Raw genomic sequence first — 19,765 nt, 5'->3', positions numbered from 1 at the left:
TAGACAAAACTTTCATTCATTTCTGCACTGAAATAAATTTCTCCGTTAAAGTGGTGAAGTCCCCAGTGATTTAATAATATCTTCCAATGATTCTTTCGAGTTTATCAGCATCAGTTTCTCCGTTTTTATTCTGGAAATTCTTCGTGTTAGTGTTTCGGTAGTAAGTTTCATTAAATCAGCAAAATAAGCCGGTTGAACTCCTTCCCGTAGAAAAGCACATACCCTTAAATCTTCTTCCGTGAGTTTTGGACTTATCTCTTTCAATTTAGAAACAAGTCCATAGACATTTTCTTGAAGTCGCAGCAACTCTGTCCAGTCTTTCTCGGAGAAAGAAGGGATTTTAGAAGACAAAACATTCCGTTCCTTAAATTGCCGTACTTTTGAGACAACCGGAGAACTTTCATAGATATGTAACTGAAGAGACTGATACTTCTCTTCGAGATGATTACACCGCAACATCAGCTTATCCGATTCGACATCTTTCTTCAGTATTTCCTCTTTGAAAAGATTCAGTTGGGAAAGTGCGTGCCGGTTTTTCTTCCAGAGTAGTCCAAGCAACAAAGACATCACACCAAACATACCTAAAGCAGAAGACAGAATGACCGAAGAATCACTTTTGTTATCATTTAATATCAACTGACTGGCGTATGCCTTTCTTTCCATTTCCAGTGCTTCATCAAAGTTACCATATTTCTGATAATAAAGACTACATCGTTTGCATATTTTTGCCAGATGATCGTATTCCTCTGTTTCTTTGGCAAGTTTGATTGCCTCCTTAAAGTGGATTTCTGCATCCTCTTTCTGTTCCAAATCACTTTCTACACAGGCAAGATAATAATATACTTTAGATTTTTGATATTCATCACCGTGTTTCTCATAATAAGATGCCGCCTGCCTAATCTGCTTATCAGAGGAATGAGGAATGTTTTTATCCTCGTTGAGCTGGGTACACAATAAATTATACTCTGCCAGTTGAGCTTCATTCATTTGGCTTGACTGAATAGTCTCAAGAATAATGGATGCTGTATCAGGGTCCTGTTCCATCAGTTGCGCAGCCTTGTCCAGTCCTTGCTTCACGCTTGTTCCTTCCGGATGGCAGGCAGCTAGTGAAAGGAGCATCATATACAATAAAATTCGAAGATTATTCATAACTCTATTTTTGTCTTTGCAAAGGATTGATTGGATTTGCAAATATAAAAAATAATCGGCATTTATGCTTCTATAAGTTACACAAAATATAGTGACGCTATCCTGTTCTTATAGTGACACTATCCTTGCTAAATGGCGTCACTATCCTGACAGGATAGCGTCACTATGTTTTTTTGACAAATATCAAGCCGATGCGGGCTATTAATTAAGAAGATAAGCCGTATCTTTGTAGCAAACAAGAAAATTATATATCATGATTAAAAACATTGTATTTGATTTTGGAGGAGTGATTGTAGATATTGATCGTGACAAAGCGGTTCAGGCATTTATCAAACTGGGACTGGCAGATGCTGATACCCGGCTGGATAAATATCACCAGACCGGCATCTTTCAAGAACTGGAAGAAGGAAAGCTAAGTGCGGATGAGTTTCGGAAACAACTGGGAGATTTATGTGGCCGTCCATTGACGATGGAGGAAACCAAACAGGCATGGCTGGGCTTTTTCAACGAAGTAAATCTAAATAAGCTCGATTATATATTGGAATTGAGAAAGTCCTATCATGTGTATATTTTAAGTAATACCAATCCTTTTGTTATGTCGTGGGCATGCAGCCCCGATTTCTCATCGAAGAAAAAGCCGTTGAATGATTATTGTGACAAACTATATTTGTCTTATCAGGTCGGTCACACGAAACCTGCACCCGAAATTTTCGAATTTATGGTGAATGATTGTAATATCATTCCTTCCGAAACTTTATTTGTTGATGACGGCGCTTCTAATATCCAAATCGGCAAAGAACTGGGATTTGAAACGTTCCAACCGAAGAATGGTGAAGATTGGCGGGAAGAAATGACTGCTATCTTGGAGAAATGATAATTGAGCAGTTAGTACCATACCGCAAATAAGAAATATGCAACCACAAGTCATACTTATCACCGGAGCATCTTCCGGATTCGGTAAGATTACCGCTCAAATGTTATCGGAACGTGGGCACATCGTTTATGGAACAAGCCGGAAACCTTCTGAAGGCATGAATCATGTAAAAATGCTTGTTGTCGATGTCACCAATTCCTTTTCCGTTTGTCAGGCCGTAGAGCGGATTCTATCGGAGCAGGGACGGATTGATGTATTGATTAATAATGCTGGAATAGGTATCGGCGGCGCATTGGAACTTGCCACTGAAGAAGAAGTGAATATACAAATGAATACAAACTTCTTCGGTGTAGTGAATATGTGTAAAGCTGTTTTGCCATCTATGCGAAAGGCACGAAAGGGCAAGATTATCAATATCAGTTCTATCGGTGGTGTAATGGGAATCCCCTATCAGGGATTTTATTCTGCTTCGAAATTTGCAGTGGAGGGATATAGCGAAGCATTGGCTTTAGAGGTTCATCCGTTCCATATAAAGGTTTGTGTAGTAGAACCGGGAGACTTCAACACCGGATTTACTGATAACCGGAATATTTCTGAACAGACAAGACTGGATGCCGATTACGGAGAAAGTTTTCTGAAATCATTAGAGATTATAGAAAAAGAAGAACGTAATGGATGCCATCCGCGGAAGTTGGGTGCTGCCATCTGTAAGATAGTGGAACGTACCAATCCTCCTTTTCGGACGAAAGTAGGTCCCTGGATACAGGTATTGTTTGCGAAGAGCAAAAAATGGTTGCCTGATGCAGTGATGCAGTGTGCCTTACGGATATTCTACGCAATTAAGTAAACGATACGATATATAAAAGAAACTGTTCCCAAAGTTTCTAAAAGAAAAATCGTCCTTACTACAACCTATCGTAGTAAGGACGATTTTGTAAAATCAAGGCTTTTTTGAACGGCCTCTTTTTTGATTTGAATATCTTCTATGTTTCCGGATTAACCTTTCGGAACCAATTCCAAAAACATGGTAGTAGTCAGCAACACGGCCAGTCCGACGCAAACGCTTATCAACAGCCAATTGATATATTTTGCTTTCGGCTTGGTGTCGGCATGCAGATTATTCAGGAAATACTCCCTAAAGAAAAGATACAGGCCGGGGATCGTGGCACTTGCCAACAAGAAATCTTCCGGAATCTGAAAGAAATAAGTTTTGGATAATCCGATCAGCGACCAGTGGCAAAGGAACAATACCAAAAACATATTGACCTTTTGCGCAAACAGCAATAACAATCCGATGGTAAACACAACTACCGAACAAGGCATGACCGGAGAAGTCATTTCCGGGAATGAAAGTCCGCGTGCCAATGAAACCAAAGGATATATAAAAGGCATTGCCAACAGGACATAAGACAGTAGATCATATTTGTGGGTACGTTCGAAGGTAGTATATCCCGTAATCGTATCCCATATCCAAATGATAGCCATCACACCCCAAAACATAGCCATCACCCCATTATAGCTACGCTCTTCACAGTAGATATAATAGTAGACCAGAGAAATCCACGTATACAGACCTATCATATAGAACTTCATCGCCATTTTCACCCACGGACGTGGTCTGCCGATAAGCAATCCGGTCAATGCAATACCAATCAGAATGATAACTATCTGTAACAGCCAGGTAGCTGAATTATAATATGCAATTGTTCTCCAAAAAATCTCCATAAAAGTTCGTTTTAGTGTCTTGTTAATGAAAAGGCTCTATGTGGGAACAGGAACATCGGGAACGTAGCTCCTACCGCCAACATGAAAATCACTGTGCTTGCTATCAGAGTATTAGAGAAGAACATCGACATAAACTTGTCCAGCTTATCCGGATCATTCACATTTTGCAGACACATGATAAGTGAAAATACCATGTTGTATGCAAACTTTCCCGGAATCATGGGAAGTAACGCCGGAATGTACAATACCGTCATCGGGCAATATACTTTTTTCCCTAACCACAAACTACCGAAGCCGATGACTAATCCGGCAAACAACGAACCTGTGGCAATATCCACGCCTAAATAGGTCATCAAACAAAAACGACAGGCGTGTCCCAGTGCTGCCAGTATGGCAATCATTTTGAATGCACGCAAAGGAGGATCGGAAATCGCACCAAATCCTATACCTGCTATTGCTGCAAAAAATCCATCCGTAAGAATGTCAAGTGCTATCATATCAAATTAAACTGTTTTTTACCATTAATAATGTGAAGGAAAGTCCGATAGCGATGCTGACAATCAACAAAGAAGCCTCTGTCAGACGGGCAAATCCTGTTAATACATATCCCTCTACCACATCAATCACGCCATTAATCAAAGGCACCCCAGGCACAAGATAAAGCACGCTGGTTGCCATGGCAATCTCCGAAGTTGTGTCGAAAATCAGCGCGGTGGAAGCACACAGGGAAGCAACAAAAGCCGAGACTATAAATACAACATAATGATTGATCTTTTTCGCCTGCATTTGTTGTTTCAGGTAGAATCCTGTAATGGTAGCCGAGAACACAATTCCCATCGAAATTAAATCACCGCCGAACAATTTGCAGAAAGACGCATTGGCAAATCCTACCAGTAGTAAAACGAAAAGCGGATGTATCCGCGGAGCAGAAATAATCTTCTTGTATTTGTCTTTCAATTCTTCCAATGACAAATGATTGTCTACTGCTTCCCAGCTTAATGCGCTTAACTCTGAATTATGTTCAAAACTGATCGGGTGTGCAGGAATGTCTATAACCTCGTTACAAGCCTCGTTTGTTTCTTTGTCTATAATAGTCAGAATGATGTTTCTATGAAATACGCTTAATTTGACATCTAGTCCGAAAGCCTCTCCAATACGCTTTGTGTTGCGTACCACCCGCGAGGTGTGTACTCCGGCCCCCATTAAATGGGCTGAATATTCTGCAATAAATTTACCTATGGATAATAAAGATTCGCCTGTCTTCATGAATATGATATTTTTAAATCGGGCGCAAAAGTACAAAAAAAATAGATACCTTTGCCGCGATTAAAAATAAAAAATGCATGAATAACCAATTTACGCATCCAAAAGAGAGAATACGCTTTGCCATATTGACTTTTTTCTTCGCTCAAGGACTTTGTATGGCAAGTTGGGCCAGCCGAATCCCTGATTTCAAAGACGTTTTTGCCGCAAATTATGCTTTCTACTGGGGACTGATTTTATTTATGATCCCTGTCGGAAAATTTGTTGCGATCCCCTTGGCTGGTTATCTTGTTTCAAAGTTAGGAAGCCGGAGCATGGTACAGGTCAGTATCTTGGGATACGCTTCATCTCTGCTTTGCATTGGGCTGGCCCATGAGGTCTATCTATTAGGCTTTCTGCTCTTTTGCTTCGGTGTGTGCTGGAATTTGTGCGATATATCATTCAATACACAAGGCATTGAGGTGGAACGTATCTATGGTAAAACCATTATGGCCACTTTTCATGGAGGATGGAGTCTGGGGGCATGTGCAGGAGCACTTATCGGCTTCGTAATGATTTTGGCAGGAGTCTCCCCCATCTGGCATTATACACTGATATTTATCATCATCCTTATAATTGCACTTTCCGGGCGGAAATATTTGCAGGAGAGCGCACCGCAGGAAACGGAAGTTTCTGATACAAAGACGCAGGAAAGAAATACAGCCAAAGCTCCCAATGGTTTTCGCCTGTTATTTCAAAAACCAGAAATGTTGCTTTTGCAGTTAGGACTTGTCGGACTGTTCGCACTGATTGTAGAAAGTGCGATGTTCGACTGGAGTGCCGTTTATTTCGAATCAGTGGTTCATGTACCTAAATCATTGCAAATCGGTTTTCTTGTATTTATGATTATGATGGCAACGGGCCGTTTCTTGACTAACTATGCTTATCAGCTTTGGGGAAAGAAGAAAGTCCTGCAACTGGCGGGCAGCTTTATCTGTATCGGCTTTTTTGTTTCTGCCCTGTTAGGAGGAGTTTTCGAATCTATGGCCATGAAAGTAATTATCAATTCTTTGGGTTTCATGCTGGTCGGCTTGGGAATATCCTGCATTGTGCCTACTTTGTACAGCTTCGTGGGAGCCAAATCAAAAACACCGGTCAGTATTGCACTTACCATTCTGTCAAGTATCAGTTTTATAGGTTCGTTGATTGCTCCCCTGCTTATCGGTGCCATCTCGCAGGCGTTCGATATCCGTATCGCTTATATGCTTATCGGTATATTGGGCGGATGCATCGTATTAATTGTCAGTTTCAGTAGTGCTTTCAATATTCAGGAATCTAGCGATAAACCTGAATAGAACAAATAAAAAACGCAGCCTTTCACAGTGTTTAAAATTAAACTTCCTGTGAAAGACTGCGTCAATCTTTTAATGCCTTAACTAACCTAACTACTTTATCTTAACTATACTAACCTATCTACAAAATACCCGAAAAATCTTTTATACTACTAATAATCCTATCTTTCAATTCGTTATTTTCAACTATTGAGAAGCCACAGTCTACATTTGCCGGAGCCAATAATACAGCTTTAGCTTCTTCTGCATCTGCCATCTCTTCCGGGTGCTCTCTGAAATAAGTTTCCCATTGGGAAGCTGATTGCGGAGTTACACCCAGCACATAGTTGATAAAATCATCATCCGTCAAAAAATCCATTACCTTTGAGCACATATCGCATCCTTTTTAAGCGTTTACATAAGTAGGACGGCGTTATCCTGTCTATGTACTCAACCCATTTACCTTTTTACTAAAATTAACTTGCCAGACTACGCAACTTTGTCAATCCGCGATGCATCAAGTTGCGTACAGACTGATAATTCATATTCATAATCTCGCAGATATCCTCGTATTTCTTTTCTTCTATATAATATAATGTAAGCGCTTCGCGTTGGCGGGGAGATAATTGATCCAGCAGACGTCTAACCAATGAAAATTCATTTTTGCGTTGCTCTTCTTCCATATAATCATCTTCTACATCTGTAGGAGTGGATATGCTAACTTCTTCTACTGCCGTATCAGACATATACATACGTCTGCGAAGTTCATCACACAACTTATTCTTTAAAGAGATGAATAAATAAGATCTCAAATTATCGATTGTTCCTAATTCATCTTTCTTTGTATAGAGTTTCACGAAGATGTCATGAATACAATCTTTCAGTAACTCTTTATCAATGGTCAACTTCAATCCGTAATTAAAAAGGACATTGATGTGCAAGTTATACAGCTGTGAAAAAGCTGCCATGTTTCCCGCTTGAAAAGAAGCGAGCAAAGTGTCGGTTGAATGATTAGTCTGTTCCATCATAGCATTAATTCGATTGATTTGATGTTGCAAAACTAAGCAGTATCGACCGCAACTTTGGGTAAAATCTGGTTTGTGGATTGAAAAAACAAGTATCATGTTTTATAACACTCTTTTACTAGAAATTACCAATAAAAAGCAAAAATCCCGCTGAATGGTCTTCAACGGGATTCTTTGCTTTATAACTTATGGAACCAATAAATGCCTTCTTTCTTATCTGGCACCTTTAGATTGTATAAGCCATTTATTTTCAGTGATTTATTTATCGTTTCAATCTTTCCGGAAGCAGGATGAATGTACTTTAATACATACTTTCCGGACGATAATTGAACAGGAATTTCTGTTCCGGACTTGGAATAAATGATACTTCCAATATCAGATTTTACCATTTTCTTGTACTCATCCGTATTTGTTTCTTCCACTTCCATGGCTGCTGCATCCTTCAGGAACGCTTTATCTGTGCACGGAATTACAGGACATGAACCTCCTGCCATGAATACAGCCCATCCCATAGCCGGATAATTCTGTGCGTAGAATGTCACTGCCTTTTGAGGAAATTTCTGACGATACTCATTGACAGCTTTATATGCTTCTGTGAAAGTCACCTTTCCCACTTTCATCTTACGCATGTGCTGACGTGGCGCCATATTTTTTCCGCCTTCTGGCGCAAAGATTCCATCTGTTTTATAATGCCAGTACCGGATATCAATAATATCTACTACGGCAGCGCGTTTAGGATCTGCAAGGATTGCATCCTGTACGTCTTTCGTTGTACTCAATGCCACTTTCGCTTTCTTCCCGGTTTCAGTTTCCCATTCAGCTATCACGTCCAACCAAAATTGTACGAAGTGCAACGGGCCTGTAAATTCGGCACTTGTCAACTGAATAACATTCGAATTGTCCGCGAAGTTATTCAGGCATTGGCGGATATATTGTCTGTGCAGTTCACGACGGACAGGATGACTGATATCATAGAACATATCCGCCACAAAGATTCGTTTGTCTCCGGCAAATGGAGCAGGTTCAGGAAATCCGGTCTGATTGATGTTATTGCTGCTTCTCCATGGAGAATCTACCCAATGCGCACCGGCTTCCAATATATTGTGCTGGAAATAGTTTTCATGGAACAACAGCAGTCCGTCCTTATTTCCTTTTTCTGCAAATTCTTTTAAGCGGCTCCAGTACCATGCATTAGGGCGTTTCAAATCATATTTGCTCAATCCTTCCCATGCTGTTCCCTGACCGCTACGACCGAATGGCTGTTCATAGAAAGGTCCCCATACATCACCATCCCGACGGCGAACCCGTTCGTGGTCATCCCGGCGACGATCATACCAAAGACCGTAATTCTGATCGAAAACAAGAATGTTTTTCTGTTTCATAAAGTCAACTACAGAATCAATGCGGTCGGTTAATCCCAATCCCTCGCGTCCCGGCACAAAGCGGGTGATGGCCGGACTTGCCTTTTTCAGATAATTGGTTTTGAGCTTTCCGTTCCACCAAGGGGTGGTATGACTGCCTCCAACCAATAGAGCACCGTTCATCTGAATACGTCCATTGGTTACAGTTACTTCCGGTTGGGTTAATAATTTAGCAGCAGTAGAAGAAGAATTTGCAAGTGCAGCGCTCTTTTTCTCTTTAATATCATCGATTGATTTTACTCCGGTTGATGCTACTGAAGGAGCAAACTTATTATCACCGATCCAATGTTCCAACGTCAACCGTGGTTTATATGCTTCTTTAGCGAGTTCCATAGCTACTTCCACTGTAGGACTACTGGTTGCACTTGTATTTCTGGGCAGAATACGTGCACGTTCCGCACATTCTTTGTTCAATCGTTCTCCCAATTGAGCATAAAAAATACTACGAGGTTGTACATGATTGTTGGATTGTGCCCATTCACCGTCACCGGAGAATTGTGCCCAACAACCGTATGCACGGTTCATCGCATCTTTTGCCGGGGCATAACATTCGATTTCCGCTGCCGTACATTGCCAAAACAAGCTGTTTGCCGTATTCCAACCGGCTCCGTTTTTATCTTGTCCCAAATTCTTGAAAGTCAGGTTATGACCGTCGATATTTACTACGTCAAACAATAGTCCGCACGCCCAGGCATCAATAGAACCGCTGAATCCCAAAGATTCATACGAATCACATTGTACAAAAGCATTGGGACCGGCTGCGCAATATCCGGCAGCAAAGTCATGAATACCCTGTTCCGAATAGCAGCGTTGAAATAAAGTTTGTTGTCCCAGCGTATGGAAAGTGCAACGACGCATCCCTCCGATTTCTGAAACGGGTTCTTTTGAGATACAGTCTTCAACGGTAATTTTGGAACCTGTACGCTGAACAATTACAGCACTTCCTGCAAAATGCTTGAAATTAACCAGTCTCACCCAACAGTTTTCCGCATCTTCAATGGAGATACCTGTCCAGCAATGATCCTCGTCTTTAGGATAACGCTTGTCGTAATCAGAAATCAGTGTCATATTTTCTACGCCACAATCGTGAATACGTCCGTTCCATTGATAAGTCAACAGGGAAGAAGTTCCATAGTTGGCATCCAAAGCTACGGTCAGCGGAGCATCCAGTGTTACCTGGTTGCCGTCTACTTCGCAGACTGTTCTGTCCCAAGTCAGATCCATGTCACCTTCTTTCCATCCCAAAGCACTGATACCTCCTCCAAAGATATCACAACCCAAAGAGGCAATCCATTCTTTGCCGGAAGGACGGGTAACCATGACGCGATCTCCTTTTTTCAGAGAAACACCCGAAGCGACTTCCAATGTTCTCGCGTTTACCGGAACATAGTGGGAAAGCACCTTCAATGTGTCTTGTACATTCAGGTCGTCCATTCCTTCCATGTAGATAAGCGCACCTCTGTCTACGCCCTTTTTCAGCAGTATTGTTTTTTCTTTATCCGTTCCCCGCAATACAATTCCGGGTGCGGAGATACGAATACTGCCGGACAGGGAAAACTCTCCCTGATCGAGTAATACGGCTCCCCGAAAACCGGAAGCGTCAGGAGCCAGCGAAGCTACATAATCAATGGCACGTTGAATACGTGCAGTATTATCTCCGGCTTTCCAGGGTACAAATACCACATTACGGACAGAAGGAATATCCTGTTCGGAGGATTTATATCCGCATGTAGAGAAATCGAGAATCCGGTTTCCCCGATCATCATTCAGGTAAGTGATCTGGTCATTCTTAACCTGTAAAGCAAAGGTTTGCGCATAACTTTGCACAAACCCAATGCTCAATAATCCTAAAAGGATCGTTCTTACTTGTATTTTCATTACAATAAACTTTAATCTCTTTTCATCCGGTTACAACAGACTTTTCCGTTTAGACAATGTATCGTAATTGTTTTTCAAGTCTGTCCAGTCCACTTTCTTTCTGGTGTCTATACCATTGATGTATTTTTCAATATTGGTATATCCGTCACCGTTGCAGTCCATGTTGGCGTCGGTCGGGTCATTCGGATTCAATCCGTTGGCAATTTCCCAAGCATCCGGCATACCGTCGCCGTCCGAGTCTACTACCGCTTCACCTTTATATTCGGGCAGTCCGCCTACCTGACGAATATCTGTGATGATACCTTGCTTGTATGAATCAGCCGGTAACCGTCTCTTCACGTAAGGAGAGACAAACTCCGGTGCATCTTTCGCATAAATGGCCTTTCCTGTTTGTACGGTCTTAATGACACGTGCATCTACTGCGTCACGTTTCGGAAAATTAGCTCCTACATTATCTAATACAAAGGTATAAGCTTTTTTGGTATCCATTACAGTTACCGGTGGCATTTTAAAAGCCTCGTCCGATTTAATTAGCGGCAGAAACTTTGTGGCGTCCACCTCTTCTTTAAGTTGTACGCCTCCGTCCCAATTATCTTTTGTAACTTTGGCATTGCCATGGATAATATTTCCGTTTACGTATGCTTTTCCGAATGAAAGCGGTCTGTTTTTGTCACGTCCCGCTTCCGGTTTGAGAATACGATAAGAGATCGGTTTACCTATCGGAGTGATCGGACCGGGTTTGAAGTAGTTGTTTATCATATTGTAGAAACTGTTGTGATCGCCTCCGTCTACGGAACGGTTCCACCAGTTGAAAACAACATTATTGACGAAGTTAAAATCGCCGTCCATACCTACCGAACTATTCCGGCTGATGTTGGAAGCAAAGAGATTACGGCAGAACATACTGTTATGCCCACCGATGGTTGCACCGAAAGCATGATTGTAGGTATCCAATGCTTCAGAGAAAATAGAATTCTGAATGGTAATGTTTACCGTCGGAAGTTTCAGCCCGTGTCCGTCTGCCCCTCTGTTGTATACATGACGGTAGATAGACATGTTTTCATCCAATCCCCAACTGGCGGAGCAATGGTCAATCATGATATTTCCAACCGCATTCCCTCCTACTGCATCATCACGGAAAGCTACGTCCTGCGCACCGCGGCGGAAGCGCATGTGGCGAATCACAACATCGTGTGTATCGATCAGGAAAGATTGTCCGGTGACGCAGATACCATCTCCGGGAGCTGTTTGTCCGGCAATCGTTACATAAGGGGCACGTACGCTAATCGGGCTTTTCAAACGAATCACTCCCGCTACATTGAATACAATAATACGTGCACCTCCCGTTTCGCAGGCTTCGCGTAATGTTCCGGGACCGGAATCTTCCAGCGAAGTGACCACGATCACTTTACCTCCACGACCACCGGGAGTATACATACCTCCGCCTTCCGCGCCGGGGAAAGCCGGGATATTACTTTTTATCAAATCTTCGGGTTTGGAGGCCCAAGGCTTATAGGGACGACCTTTCTTTGCTTCTTCTAACACTGTCGGCAAAGCTTTTTCCCATGCCGCATCCGATTTCCGTTCAAACTCCGCTTCTTGTTTTGCTCCTCTTGCTTTTACCGAGTCCGGAATTACAGGATACTGGGCTGCCACAGGTAGTACACAGGCAACCAGCATCCACGCTGATAATACTTTCTTAATGTTGTTCATTCTTTCGAATCTTAATTAGGTTTCTAAAAGGACGATTAAGAAAGCATTTTGTAATCGGTTATCTCTCTCCTTTCCGCCATTCATTCATATATTCGCGAGGGGACTGATTATATTTTTTCCGGAAACACTTACTATAATATCCCGAATCCTTGAATCCGACAGCAAAAGCAATTTCGGAAACACTTAAATCCGTATTTTTAATCAGTTCGATAGATTTATTCAAACGAATCTCTTTTACCAGGTCGACGGGTGCCAGGCCGGTAAGACTCTTCAGTTTCTTGAAGAATGCCGAACGGCTCAATCCGATACCGGATGCTATGGTGTCAATGTTAAAGTCACTGTCGTCCATATTTTCTTCAATGACCTGATGTATCTTTTCGAGGAACTGTACGTCTTTCTTTACCAAAAATTGTTCGTAGCTGTCTTCTTCGGTCGTCGTCTGGTTTTCCATTTGCTGACGGATTCGTTCACGGAACAGTTTCCGTTCGGCAAGCAACTGGTCGATACGTGCCAACAGATATTCCTTACTGAAAGGTTTGGTGATGTAGGCGTTCGCCCCTAAAGTGATCGCTTTGGTCTTGGCGCCTTCATCATTCTTCGCAGTCAGGATAATGACAGGGATATGGCTGATTTGGAAATCTTTGCGGATGGATTGCAACATTTCAAGCCCATCCATTTCGGGCATCATCTGATCGGTCACCACAATATCCGGATGATACAGATGTATTTTCTTCAAACCTTCCACTCCGTTATTAGCAATATGGATATTAAACTTGTCTTCCAACTGAAGCTTTATCAACTGGCAAAGGTCTTTGTTATCTTCCACCAACAGAAGGGTCGGTAATGAAGCGTCGATTTCCGGTTCTTCTTCCTCCGTACCGTCTTCGGATATGGCATTTGCAACAGGATCTTGTTCTACCGCAATAGGGGCTGTCTCCGTATCTCCCACATAGAAATCTACTTCCGACGGGCGGTAATGCTCCTTATCCATCAGAAGTTCCACAATAAACACCGCTCCTTGTCCCTCGGGACTTTCGGCACGAATCTGTCCGTGATGCAGATTGACGATCTCTTTTGAAAGTGCCAATCCGATACCCGTGCCCTGATAATAGGAGTTTTTCGCGTTCTCTCCTTGCGAGAAGCGTTCGAAAATCTCGGTCAGTTTATTTTGTGGAATACCTACTCCGTTATCTTCCACCCGTACGTAACAACGTTTACCGTCGTCTGTCAATCCGGTAGTTATATAAATACTTCCTCCGGAATGAGTGAATTTGAATGCGTTGGATATGATGTTGCGGATAACAATGCTCATTTTTTCCTTGTCCGCCCATACCATAATCGGTTCATCCGGCAACTGGAAAGTAAAACTGATCTCGTTTTCTTCGGAAAGTACCCGGAATTCTTTTTGGAAAGACGCTATCATCTCATTAAAATCAATTAATGACACATGCAAACGCATCTTGCCATTCTGAATCTTCCGGAAATCAAGGATCTGGTTCACTAATTGCAGCATTTGATTGGTGTTCTTCTCCATCAGATCCACATATTGCAATCCTTTCGGAGAGAGCTTTTCGCGTTCTCTTAGTTCCTGTATCGGACCTTTTATCAATGTCAAAGGAGTGCGCAATTCATGGGAGATATTGGTAAAGAACTTGATTTTCATCTCTGATACCTTCTGCTCGATATAAATATCATTCTTCATTTTGAGCATGAAGAAAGCCAGGCGCAGGCTGAAATAGAGAGCTGCCAAACCTAGAATTACATATATAAGGGTTGCCCACCAGCTCAACCACCACGGTGGAAGGATAGTGATGGCCAGTGTACAGTTGGAAACCAGCTCCGGATTGGCTTCATCTACGGTTTCTACACGGAATGTATAGTTGCCGGGAGGTACGTTGGTGTAAGAAGCGATACGGTTCTTTCCGTTATAATGCCATTCTTTTTCATATCCTTCGAGTATATATCGGTAAGATACCCGGTTCTGATTATAGAAATTCAATGCGGCAAATTCAATCGTGAACATGGATTGATTGTAGTTCAGTTCGATTGCTTTGGCGTATGTGATGGATTCTTTCAGAATCGGACATTCGCGGAAACTACGCAGATCGCGGTTGGAAACTTTAAAGTCAACAATACGTGTATCGTAGTTCGTATGCAATGTTTCCAGTTTGTCGGGAGAGAATGTCAGGATTCCCTGCCGGGTACCAATCCACAAATCTCCATTCAAGGTACGGAGGGCACTACCCTCTTCCAGTTCTACGTTCAGGAAACCGTCGTATTTGTCGTAGTTACGAAACTGTTCGGTAGCTTTATTGAAGCAAGACAAGCCAATTTCCGTTGTAAACCACAAGTTACCGTTTTTATCTTCTACGATGGACTTGACTACATCGTTATTCATTCCTTCGCGTATGCCGTATGATTTGAAGATCGGTTCACGCTTTTCTTTATCATAGCGGACTAATTTATTCAAACCGCCTCCGAATACACTTACCCAGATTTGCGAATCAGTATCTTTGTAGAGTACATAAATATCATTATCCGCTACGTTTGAATTTTCGCTGACCTGGCGGTACGTTTCAAACTGGATCTGTTCGGGGGTAGTGAAATGTCCGTCGAAAGACATCAGGCCATCCATTGTTCCTACCCAAATACGTCCGTCTTCATCTTCCGTCATGGTACGTACCTCCATATAAAGACCGTATGCAGGATATTGTTTCAAGCCATTGTATTTATGTATAAAGGTAATTGCTCCGTTCTCTTCGGAAATTAGATTCAGACCTCCTCCCAGTAATCCTACCCAAATGCGTCCCTGGCTGTCCTGATAGGTAAAGTACACATCGTTGTTACTGATAGAATTCGGATTCTTGGGGTCATTGATATAACGGGTAAAACGCAACCCGTGCGGTGAATTCATGTCCGGTTCGGCTTTAACAAGCCCGTTTCCCTTGGTGGAAAACCAAAGATTACCGTCTTTGTCTTCCATAATATGATATACGGCTCCTAACAGATAGTTCTTATCCGAGAAGATTTGTTTCACTTGTCCGTTACGATCCAGGCGATACAAGGCTTGCCAGCGGGTTCCTACCCAAATATCCCCATTTTGCGCCTGGAAGAGAGCACGTATTCCCTGATTCCAAGAAGTCGATCTCTCGGGCACCACCGGAGATGGAGAAACTTCTGTCAGCAGTTGGAATTGCTTCTTGGGGAAATTAAGCCTGTATACTCCGCTGCTCGTAGATGCCAGCCAAAGGATGCCATCTTTATCCAGCAGAAGATGGAAGAAAAGCTGATTGGGAAGATCGTCGGAGAAAGGCTTCAATTGGTTGATACGGGTCATTTCCAGTTTCTCCCTGTCGAATAGAAGAATTTCTCCTCCCGGAGTCATAAAGAACATGCCTTGTTCGCCGGCATCCTGCATTTCAAAATTGCCGATTGCGTTCTGATTGGGGAATGTAAAGCGGTGATGGCTCCTGTTCAGGGGATCATAATAGGTCAATGCCTGGTTACCCTCCTGAAACCATACCTTATCATATTTATCATAGAATATAATTCCATTGTCCTTTTCGGGGATGGTAAAGGGGAGCTTGGTCAACTGTTTGTAGCCGATATTGTACTCGTATGCTCCTTCGTTGGTGGTAATGTACATCAAACCGGATTCCGTTACCAGCAAATTAGAAACCGGCTGTTTGATTTCCGGTATCTCGTAACGGTTGACCACTCCGTTTTGCGGATCAATGCTATAAATGTGGCCTTTCTTGTCTCCCAACCATAAGAATTTAGAATTATAAGAGGCACAAGTAAACTGATCCGGGTTAGCAGATACTTTTTTCTGTATAAAGTCGGCAGGTTTGTCTTTCAGCGCTTCCCCTTTCCGTAGGGACAGAATCTGATAATCCATACCGATCCAATTGATAAATTCGGCTGTTTCGCAGAATATGTTGTGTTTCAGACGCATGTCGTACACGTTCACGTTAGGACGCGAATCATGCAATTGTTTCATCGTTATTTTACCTTCCTTGTCGGTGTACGCACGCAAAAGACTTTTATCTTTTGTCAGCAACAATACGTCGCCCTCTTCGGTCGTCTGAATTTTGATAATCTGAATGTTCTCGGAATATTCTTTCACATCATCGTAGACGGCATGAAAGCTCTCATGCCGTTTATCGAACAGATAGAGTTTACGGTCGATAGTCTTAATCCACAGAAAACCATTCTTATCTTCTACGATACGCTGAATTTTACGCGGCGGAATATCTGTGGAATAAAAGCCGTCATGATTATCGTAGGAACGGAATTTACTTCCGTCAAAGCTGCATAGTCCATACCAGGTACCAAACCAGATAAATCCGTCTTGTCCTTTTAATGTACAGTTTACGATATTATTAGGCAAACCACGTTCAGCCGTGTAGTGTTCTACAATCATATTTGGATAGGCAAAAGCATACATGCCTATCATGGATAGTAATAGTATTAGAATATTCCGTTTTCTCATTGATGGCTATAATTGGAATTAAACGTACTCAAAGATAGTCTTTTTTTTTGAATAGTGCTTTAGTAACATATAAAAAACAAGTTGGCAGGTCACCCCGCTAATCACTAATCACTAACCTGCTAATCACTTTTATCGTACTATTTTTCAGTTCCAAATTCAGTCTGTTGACGTTCTACTTCATCCAACACCCGTTGGCGTTCTTCCTCTGTCAGTTGCACTTTTCCTTCAGATGATTCTTTGCCCGGGTTTACATTGAGAGTGGACGGTGTTGTCCTTTGTATTTCATAAGTTTGTTCCTCATAGCAGAAAGGAAGTTCTGCAGGAACGCTTTCCAGTTCAATTTCAGTAGCTGTCGGAGCTTGAGTGCCCTCAAACTGTACGCGGGCTTTCACCTTTATTTTTCCGGCTTTCCGGGTAGAACGAATCAACACCGGAGCAGAGCCGAACTCTACCGCACGGGGATTGGCGCCAATAGTAGCATCTCCGATGATTTCTCCTTCACCTTCTACCGTGAAAACGATATTCTCTTTTGCCAGACGGCGCACATTTCCACTATCATCGGTTACTTCAGCAACTACGACGATAAAGTCGGAGCCATCAGCTATCAGGTTCACTTTTTGAGTATCTACATAAAGACGTAGTTTGGTGGAACGTCGGGAAGGCATTTTCTTTTGAGTGCATACCACTTTTCCGTCGATGATTCCTTCGGCAACCATGTTCACTTTTTGCCAGTTCTTTTGAGTATAGCTATATCCGCGTGCTTCCCAAAAGTCCCAGACATTCTCGAATATAACGGGAGCATTCGGCATGTGCCCTTTGGCATGAACCACCGGTTTCGTCCAGGTTTTCGTTCCATCATAAATAGAAAGACGGACTGAATCACAGTTTGTGAATACAACTACGTCCTTATCGGAGAACTGTGACATTTCATGAGCAATGAATATCATCGGGCCACATTCTGCCAATGGGTGTTGAAGGCTGGCCGGCGACTGGCTGCGAAATACTTCATACGCATATTTCTTCTGACGGAAAGCATCATAAATACCGCCCCAATAAGGATCCGGATGGTAACCACGCTGATGGTCGAACGGATGCCATTGGGCGCCACCGATAAATAAACCGGTCGTGCGGTACATCTCGTCATAGCTCTTTGCCAAGGACATAGCCTGTACCAGTAACGGGCGTTCTCCCCAACTGCGGCTGGCACGGTTATTATTGTTGTGAGCATACCAGTCGTCTACATTCTCCCCGAATTCACGGGTAAAGATACATTGCTCCGGCTTGTCTTCTTTTTCATCATCACCCGGCCAGCCATAAACAACGTCATAATGCTCTTTCACTCCGGCTGAATGGACATCGGCAGCCGCTACCGGACGTCCCGGATAGGGATATTCTTCTTTGGTAACCTCAAGAGCTTTCAAGGCAAAATCGAGCGGATAGCGGGTTTCATTCAAGATGGGTTCCCACATCAATACGGAAGGGTGATTACGGTCACGACGAATCATTTCGCGGGTATTCTGATGAACCAACTCCCCGAATTTCGGGTCTTTGTTCCAGTACTGCCATCCCGGAGTAGCGACAATCACGAACAGGCCGAGCTCGTCACAGGCATCCATAAAGGCAGGATCTTGCGGATAGTGGGCTACACGAATAATGGTGCATCCGGCATCACGCAGACGTTTGGCGTCACGCCATTGCTGTGAGTTCGGCAAAGCATTGCCTACGTATGCAAAATCCTGATGGCGATTGGCTCCTACCAGTTGTCCGAAAGGTTTGCCATTCAGCCAGAATCCGTCTTTACCACGGAATTCTGCCAGACGAATACCAACACGGGTAACGCCTCCGTCAATGGATTTATTTCCTTTTTTAATACGTGATTGTACCCTATATAAATAAGGTGTGTCCGGTGACCAAAGAGTAGGATTCTTTACTTCCATCTGTTGACGGATGATTTTTTTCTCTCCCGGCTTTAAAGAAAGTTTTCCTGAACTGCGTTTGATTACTTTTCCATCCGCATCTGTCAAAGTCGTTTCTACAGTGACTGACTCGGAACGAACGTCGTCATTCTGAACTTCGGTGTTTACATATACCTGCGCACTCTTTTCACTGATCTTATCAAAATGAACGAATACACCTCCACCGCCAACGATTTGTGAATCAATAGCGTCAGTAATAGCTACCGGAGATTTGGCAATCATCCATACATCACGATAAATGCCACCATGATAAGCAAAGTCTAATGTATATTGACGTTTTCCGGGAGGATAGGATTTGTCATCACTGTTGTCCGTGAAAACAGCGAGCAGACAGGAGTCTCCGGCTTGTACGCCATTGGCGGTCAAGTCTAAAGTAAAAGGCAGATAACCTCCCAGATGTTCCTGGATGCGTTTACCATTCAGATAAAGAATCTGTTTGCCCATAGCTGCTTCAAAATGAAGCACTACCCGTTTCCCTTTTGTTTCGGCGGGGAGGACAAAGTGCTTACGGTACCAAGCCGGTCCTTGATAATTGCGGCATCCACTTCCTTCGGCCGGCATCAACTCTACGGTATGAGGGGTGGAAACGACATTCCAGGAACGGTCATCGAAGTTTACCGCTTCTGCTCCCCGGACATCGCCTCTGAAAAAGCGCCATCCCGGATTGAAATTATAGACTTGTCGCCCGCTACCGGGAAGCTGGATGAATCCGGCAACCGATGTCTCGGGACGGTAAGTTTCTGTAGCCTGCCCTTTTTCTATCAAGGAAAATAGCAACAGAAAAGCTGATAAGATGATAAATGGTCTTTTATTCATAATTCTTTATTTATATATTTCATTCGTTAAATGGGAATTTATCGGTTAAAATGGGAATTTTGCAGTTAAATGAGAATTTATCGGTTAGGCTGAAAGCCTTACAATTATATATTTATTGGGATG

At 42.8% G+C, this 19,765-nt stretch carries 13 protein-coding genes; 3 read left to right on the top strand and 10 right to left on the bottom strand.

The window, feature by feature from the left end:
• Positions 1-45: 45 nt before the first annotated feature.
• Positions 46-1,149: a tetratricopeptide repeat protein gene (locus BXY_RS02020; protein ID WP_128859224.1), complete on the bottom strand. Its 1,104-nt coding sequence runs from the start codon at positions 1,147-1,149 to the stop codon at positions 46-48.
• A 253-nt stretch (positions 1,150-1,402) separates the two neighbouring features.
• Here BXY_RS02020 and BXY_RS02015 point away from each other — a divergent pair, with 253 nt between their 5' ends.
• On the top strand, positions 1,403-2,023 hold the full coding sequence (locus tag BXY_RS02015; protein WP_015531094.1) for an HAD family hydrolase: 621 nt from the start codon (positions 1,403-1,405) through the stop codon (positions 2,021-2,023).
• A 37-nt stretch (positions 2,024-2,060) separates the two neighbouring features.
• Positions 2,061-2,870 carry a 3-ketodihydrosphingosine reductase gene (gene kdsR, locus BXY_RS02010; RefSeq protein WP_015531093.1) on the top strand — a complete coding sequence of 270 codons (810 nt, stop codon included), beginning with the start codon at positions 2,061-2,063 and terminating at the stop codon, positions 2,868-2,870.
• A 149-nt stretch (positions 2,871-3,019) separates the two neighbouring features.
• On the opposite strand, the gene BXY_RS02005 is transcribed toward kdsR, so the two are convergent.
• The 3 genes from BXY_RS02005 to BXY_RS01995 are packed head-to-tail and all read right to left on the bottom strand — an operon-like array spanning position 3,020 to position 5,014.
• Positions 3,020-3,748, bottom strand: coding sequence for a DUF6064 family protein (locus tag BXY_RS02005; protein WP_004309746.1), 729 nt, complete (start codon positions 3,746-3,748; stop codon positions 3,020-3,022).
• A gap of 11 nt (positions 3,749-3,759) precedes the next feature.
• Positions 3,760-4,245, bottom strand: a complete 486-nt coding sequence (locus tag BXY_RS02000; RefSeq protein ID WP_004309747.1) for a threonine/serine exporter family protein — start codon at positions 4,243-4,245, stop codon at positions 3,760-3,762.
• 1 nt (position 4,246) lies between these two features.
• On the bottom strand, positions 4,247-5,014 hold the full coding sequence (locus BXY_RS01995; RefSeq protein ID WP_004296023.1) for a threonine/serine exporter family protein: 768 nt from the start codon (positions 5,012-5,014) through the stop codon (positions 4,247-4,249).
• Positions 5,015-5,091: 77 nt separating this feature from the next.
• Here BXY_RS01995 and BXY_RS01990 point away from each other — a divergent pair, with 77 nt between their 5' ends.
• The gene (locus BXY_RS01990) at positions 5,092-6,345 is read left to right on the top strand and encodes an MFS transporter (RefSeq protein WP_008640300.1); all 1,254 of its coding nucleotides are present in this window, start codon (positions 5,092-5,094) and stop codon (positions 6,343-6,345) included.
• 118 nt (positions 6,346-6,463) lie between these two features.
• Here the strand turns inward: BXY_RS01990 and BXY_RS01985 are convergent, their stop codons facing one another.
• From BXY_RS01985 to BXY_RS01960, 6 genes are all read right to left on the bottom strand, one after another.
• Entirely contained in the window at positions 6,464-6,715 is a 252-nt protein-coding gene (locus BXY_RS01985; protein ID WP_004309749.1) for a hypothetical protein, read from the bottom strand.
• 82 nt (positions 6,716-6,797) lie between these two features.
• Entirely contained in the window at positions 6,798-7,349 is a 552-nt protein-coding gene (locus BXY_RS01980; protein WP_004296026.1) for an RNA polymerase sigma factor, read from the bottom strand.
• Positions 7,350-7,525: 176 nt separating this feature from the next.
• Complete coding sequence (locus BXY_RS01975) at positions 7,526-10,645, bottom strand: DUF6298 domain-containing protein (RefSeq protein ID WP_015531092.1); 3,120 nt, start codon at positions 10,643-10,645, stop codon at positions 7,526-7,528.
• Between the two features lie 30 nt (positions 10,646-10,675).
• Positions 10,676-12,358 carry a hypothetical protein gene (locus BXY_RS01970; protein WP_015531091.1) on the bottom strand — a complete coding sequence of 561 codons (1,683 nt, stop codon included), beginning with the start codon at positions 12,356-12,358 and terminating at the stop codon, positions 10,676-10,678.
• A 58-nt stretch (positions 12,359-12,416) separates the two neighbouring features.
• Positions 12,417-16,850, bottom strand: a complete 4,434-nt coding sequence (locus BXY_RS01965) for a hybrid sensor histidine kinase/response regulator transcription factor (RefSeq protein WP_353845121.1) — start codon at positions 16,848-16,850, stop codon at positions 12,417-12,419.
• 137 nt (positions 16,851-16,987) lie between these two features.
• The gene (locus BXY_RS01960) at positions 16,988-19,642 is read right to left on the bottom strand and encodes a glycoside hydrolase family 2 protein (RefSeq protein ID WP_015531089.1); all 2,655 of its coding nucleotides are present in this window, start codon (positions 19,640-19,642) and stop codon (positions 16,988-16,990) included.
• Positions 19,643-19,765 lie beyond the last annotated feature (123 nt).

It is taken from the genome of Bacteroides xylanisolvens XB1A, from assembly GCF_000210075.1.
GTDB classification, from domain to species: domain Bacteria; phylum Bacteroidota; class Bacteroidia; order Bacteroidales; family Bacteroidaceae; genus Bacteroides; species Bacteroides xylanisolvens.
Note: the sequence above shows the minus strand (reverse complement) of the source record. Positions and strands in the feature narration are given on the sequence as shown.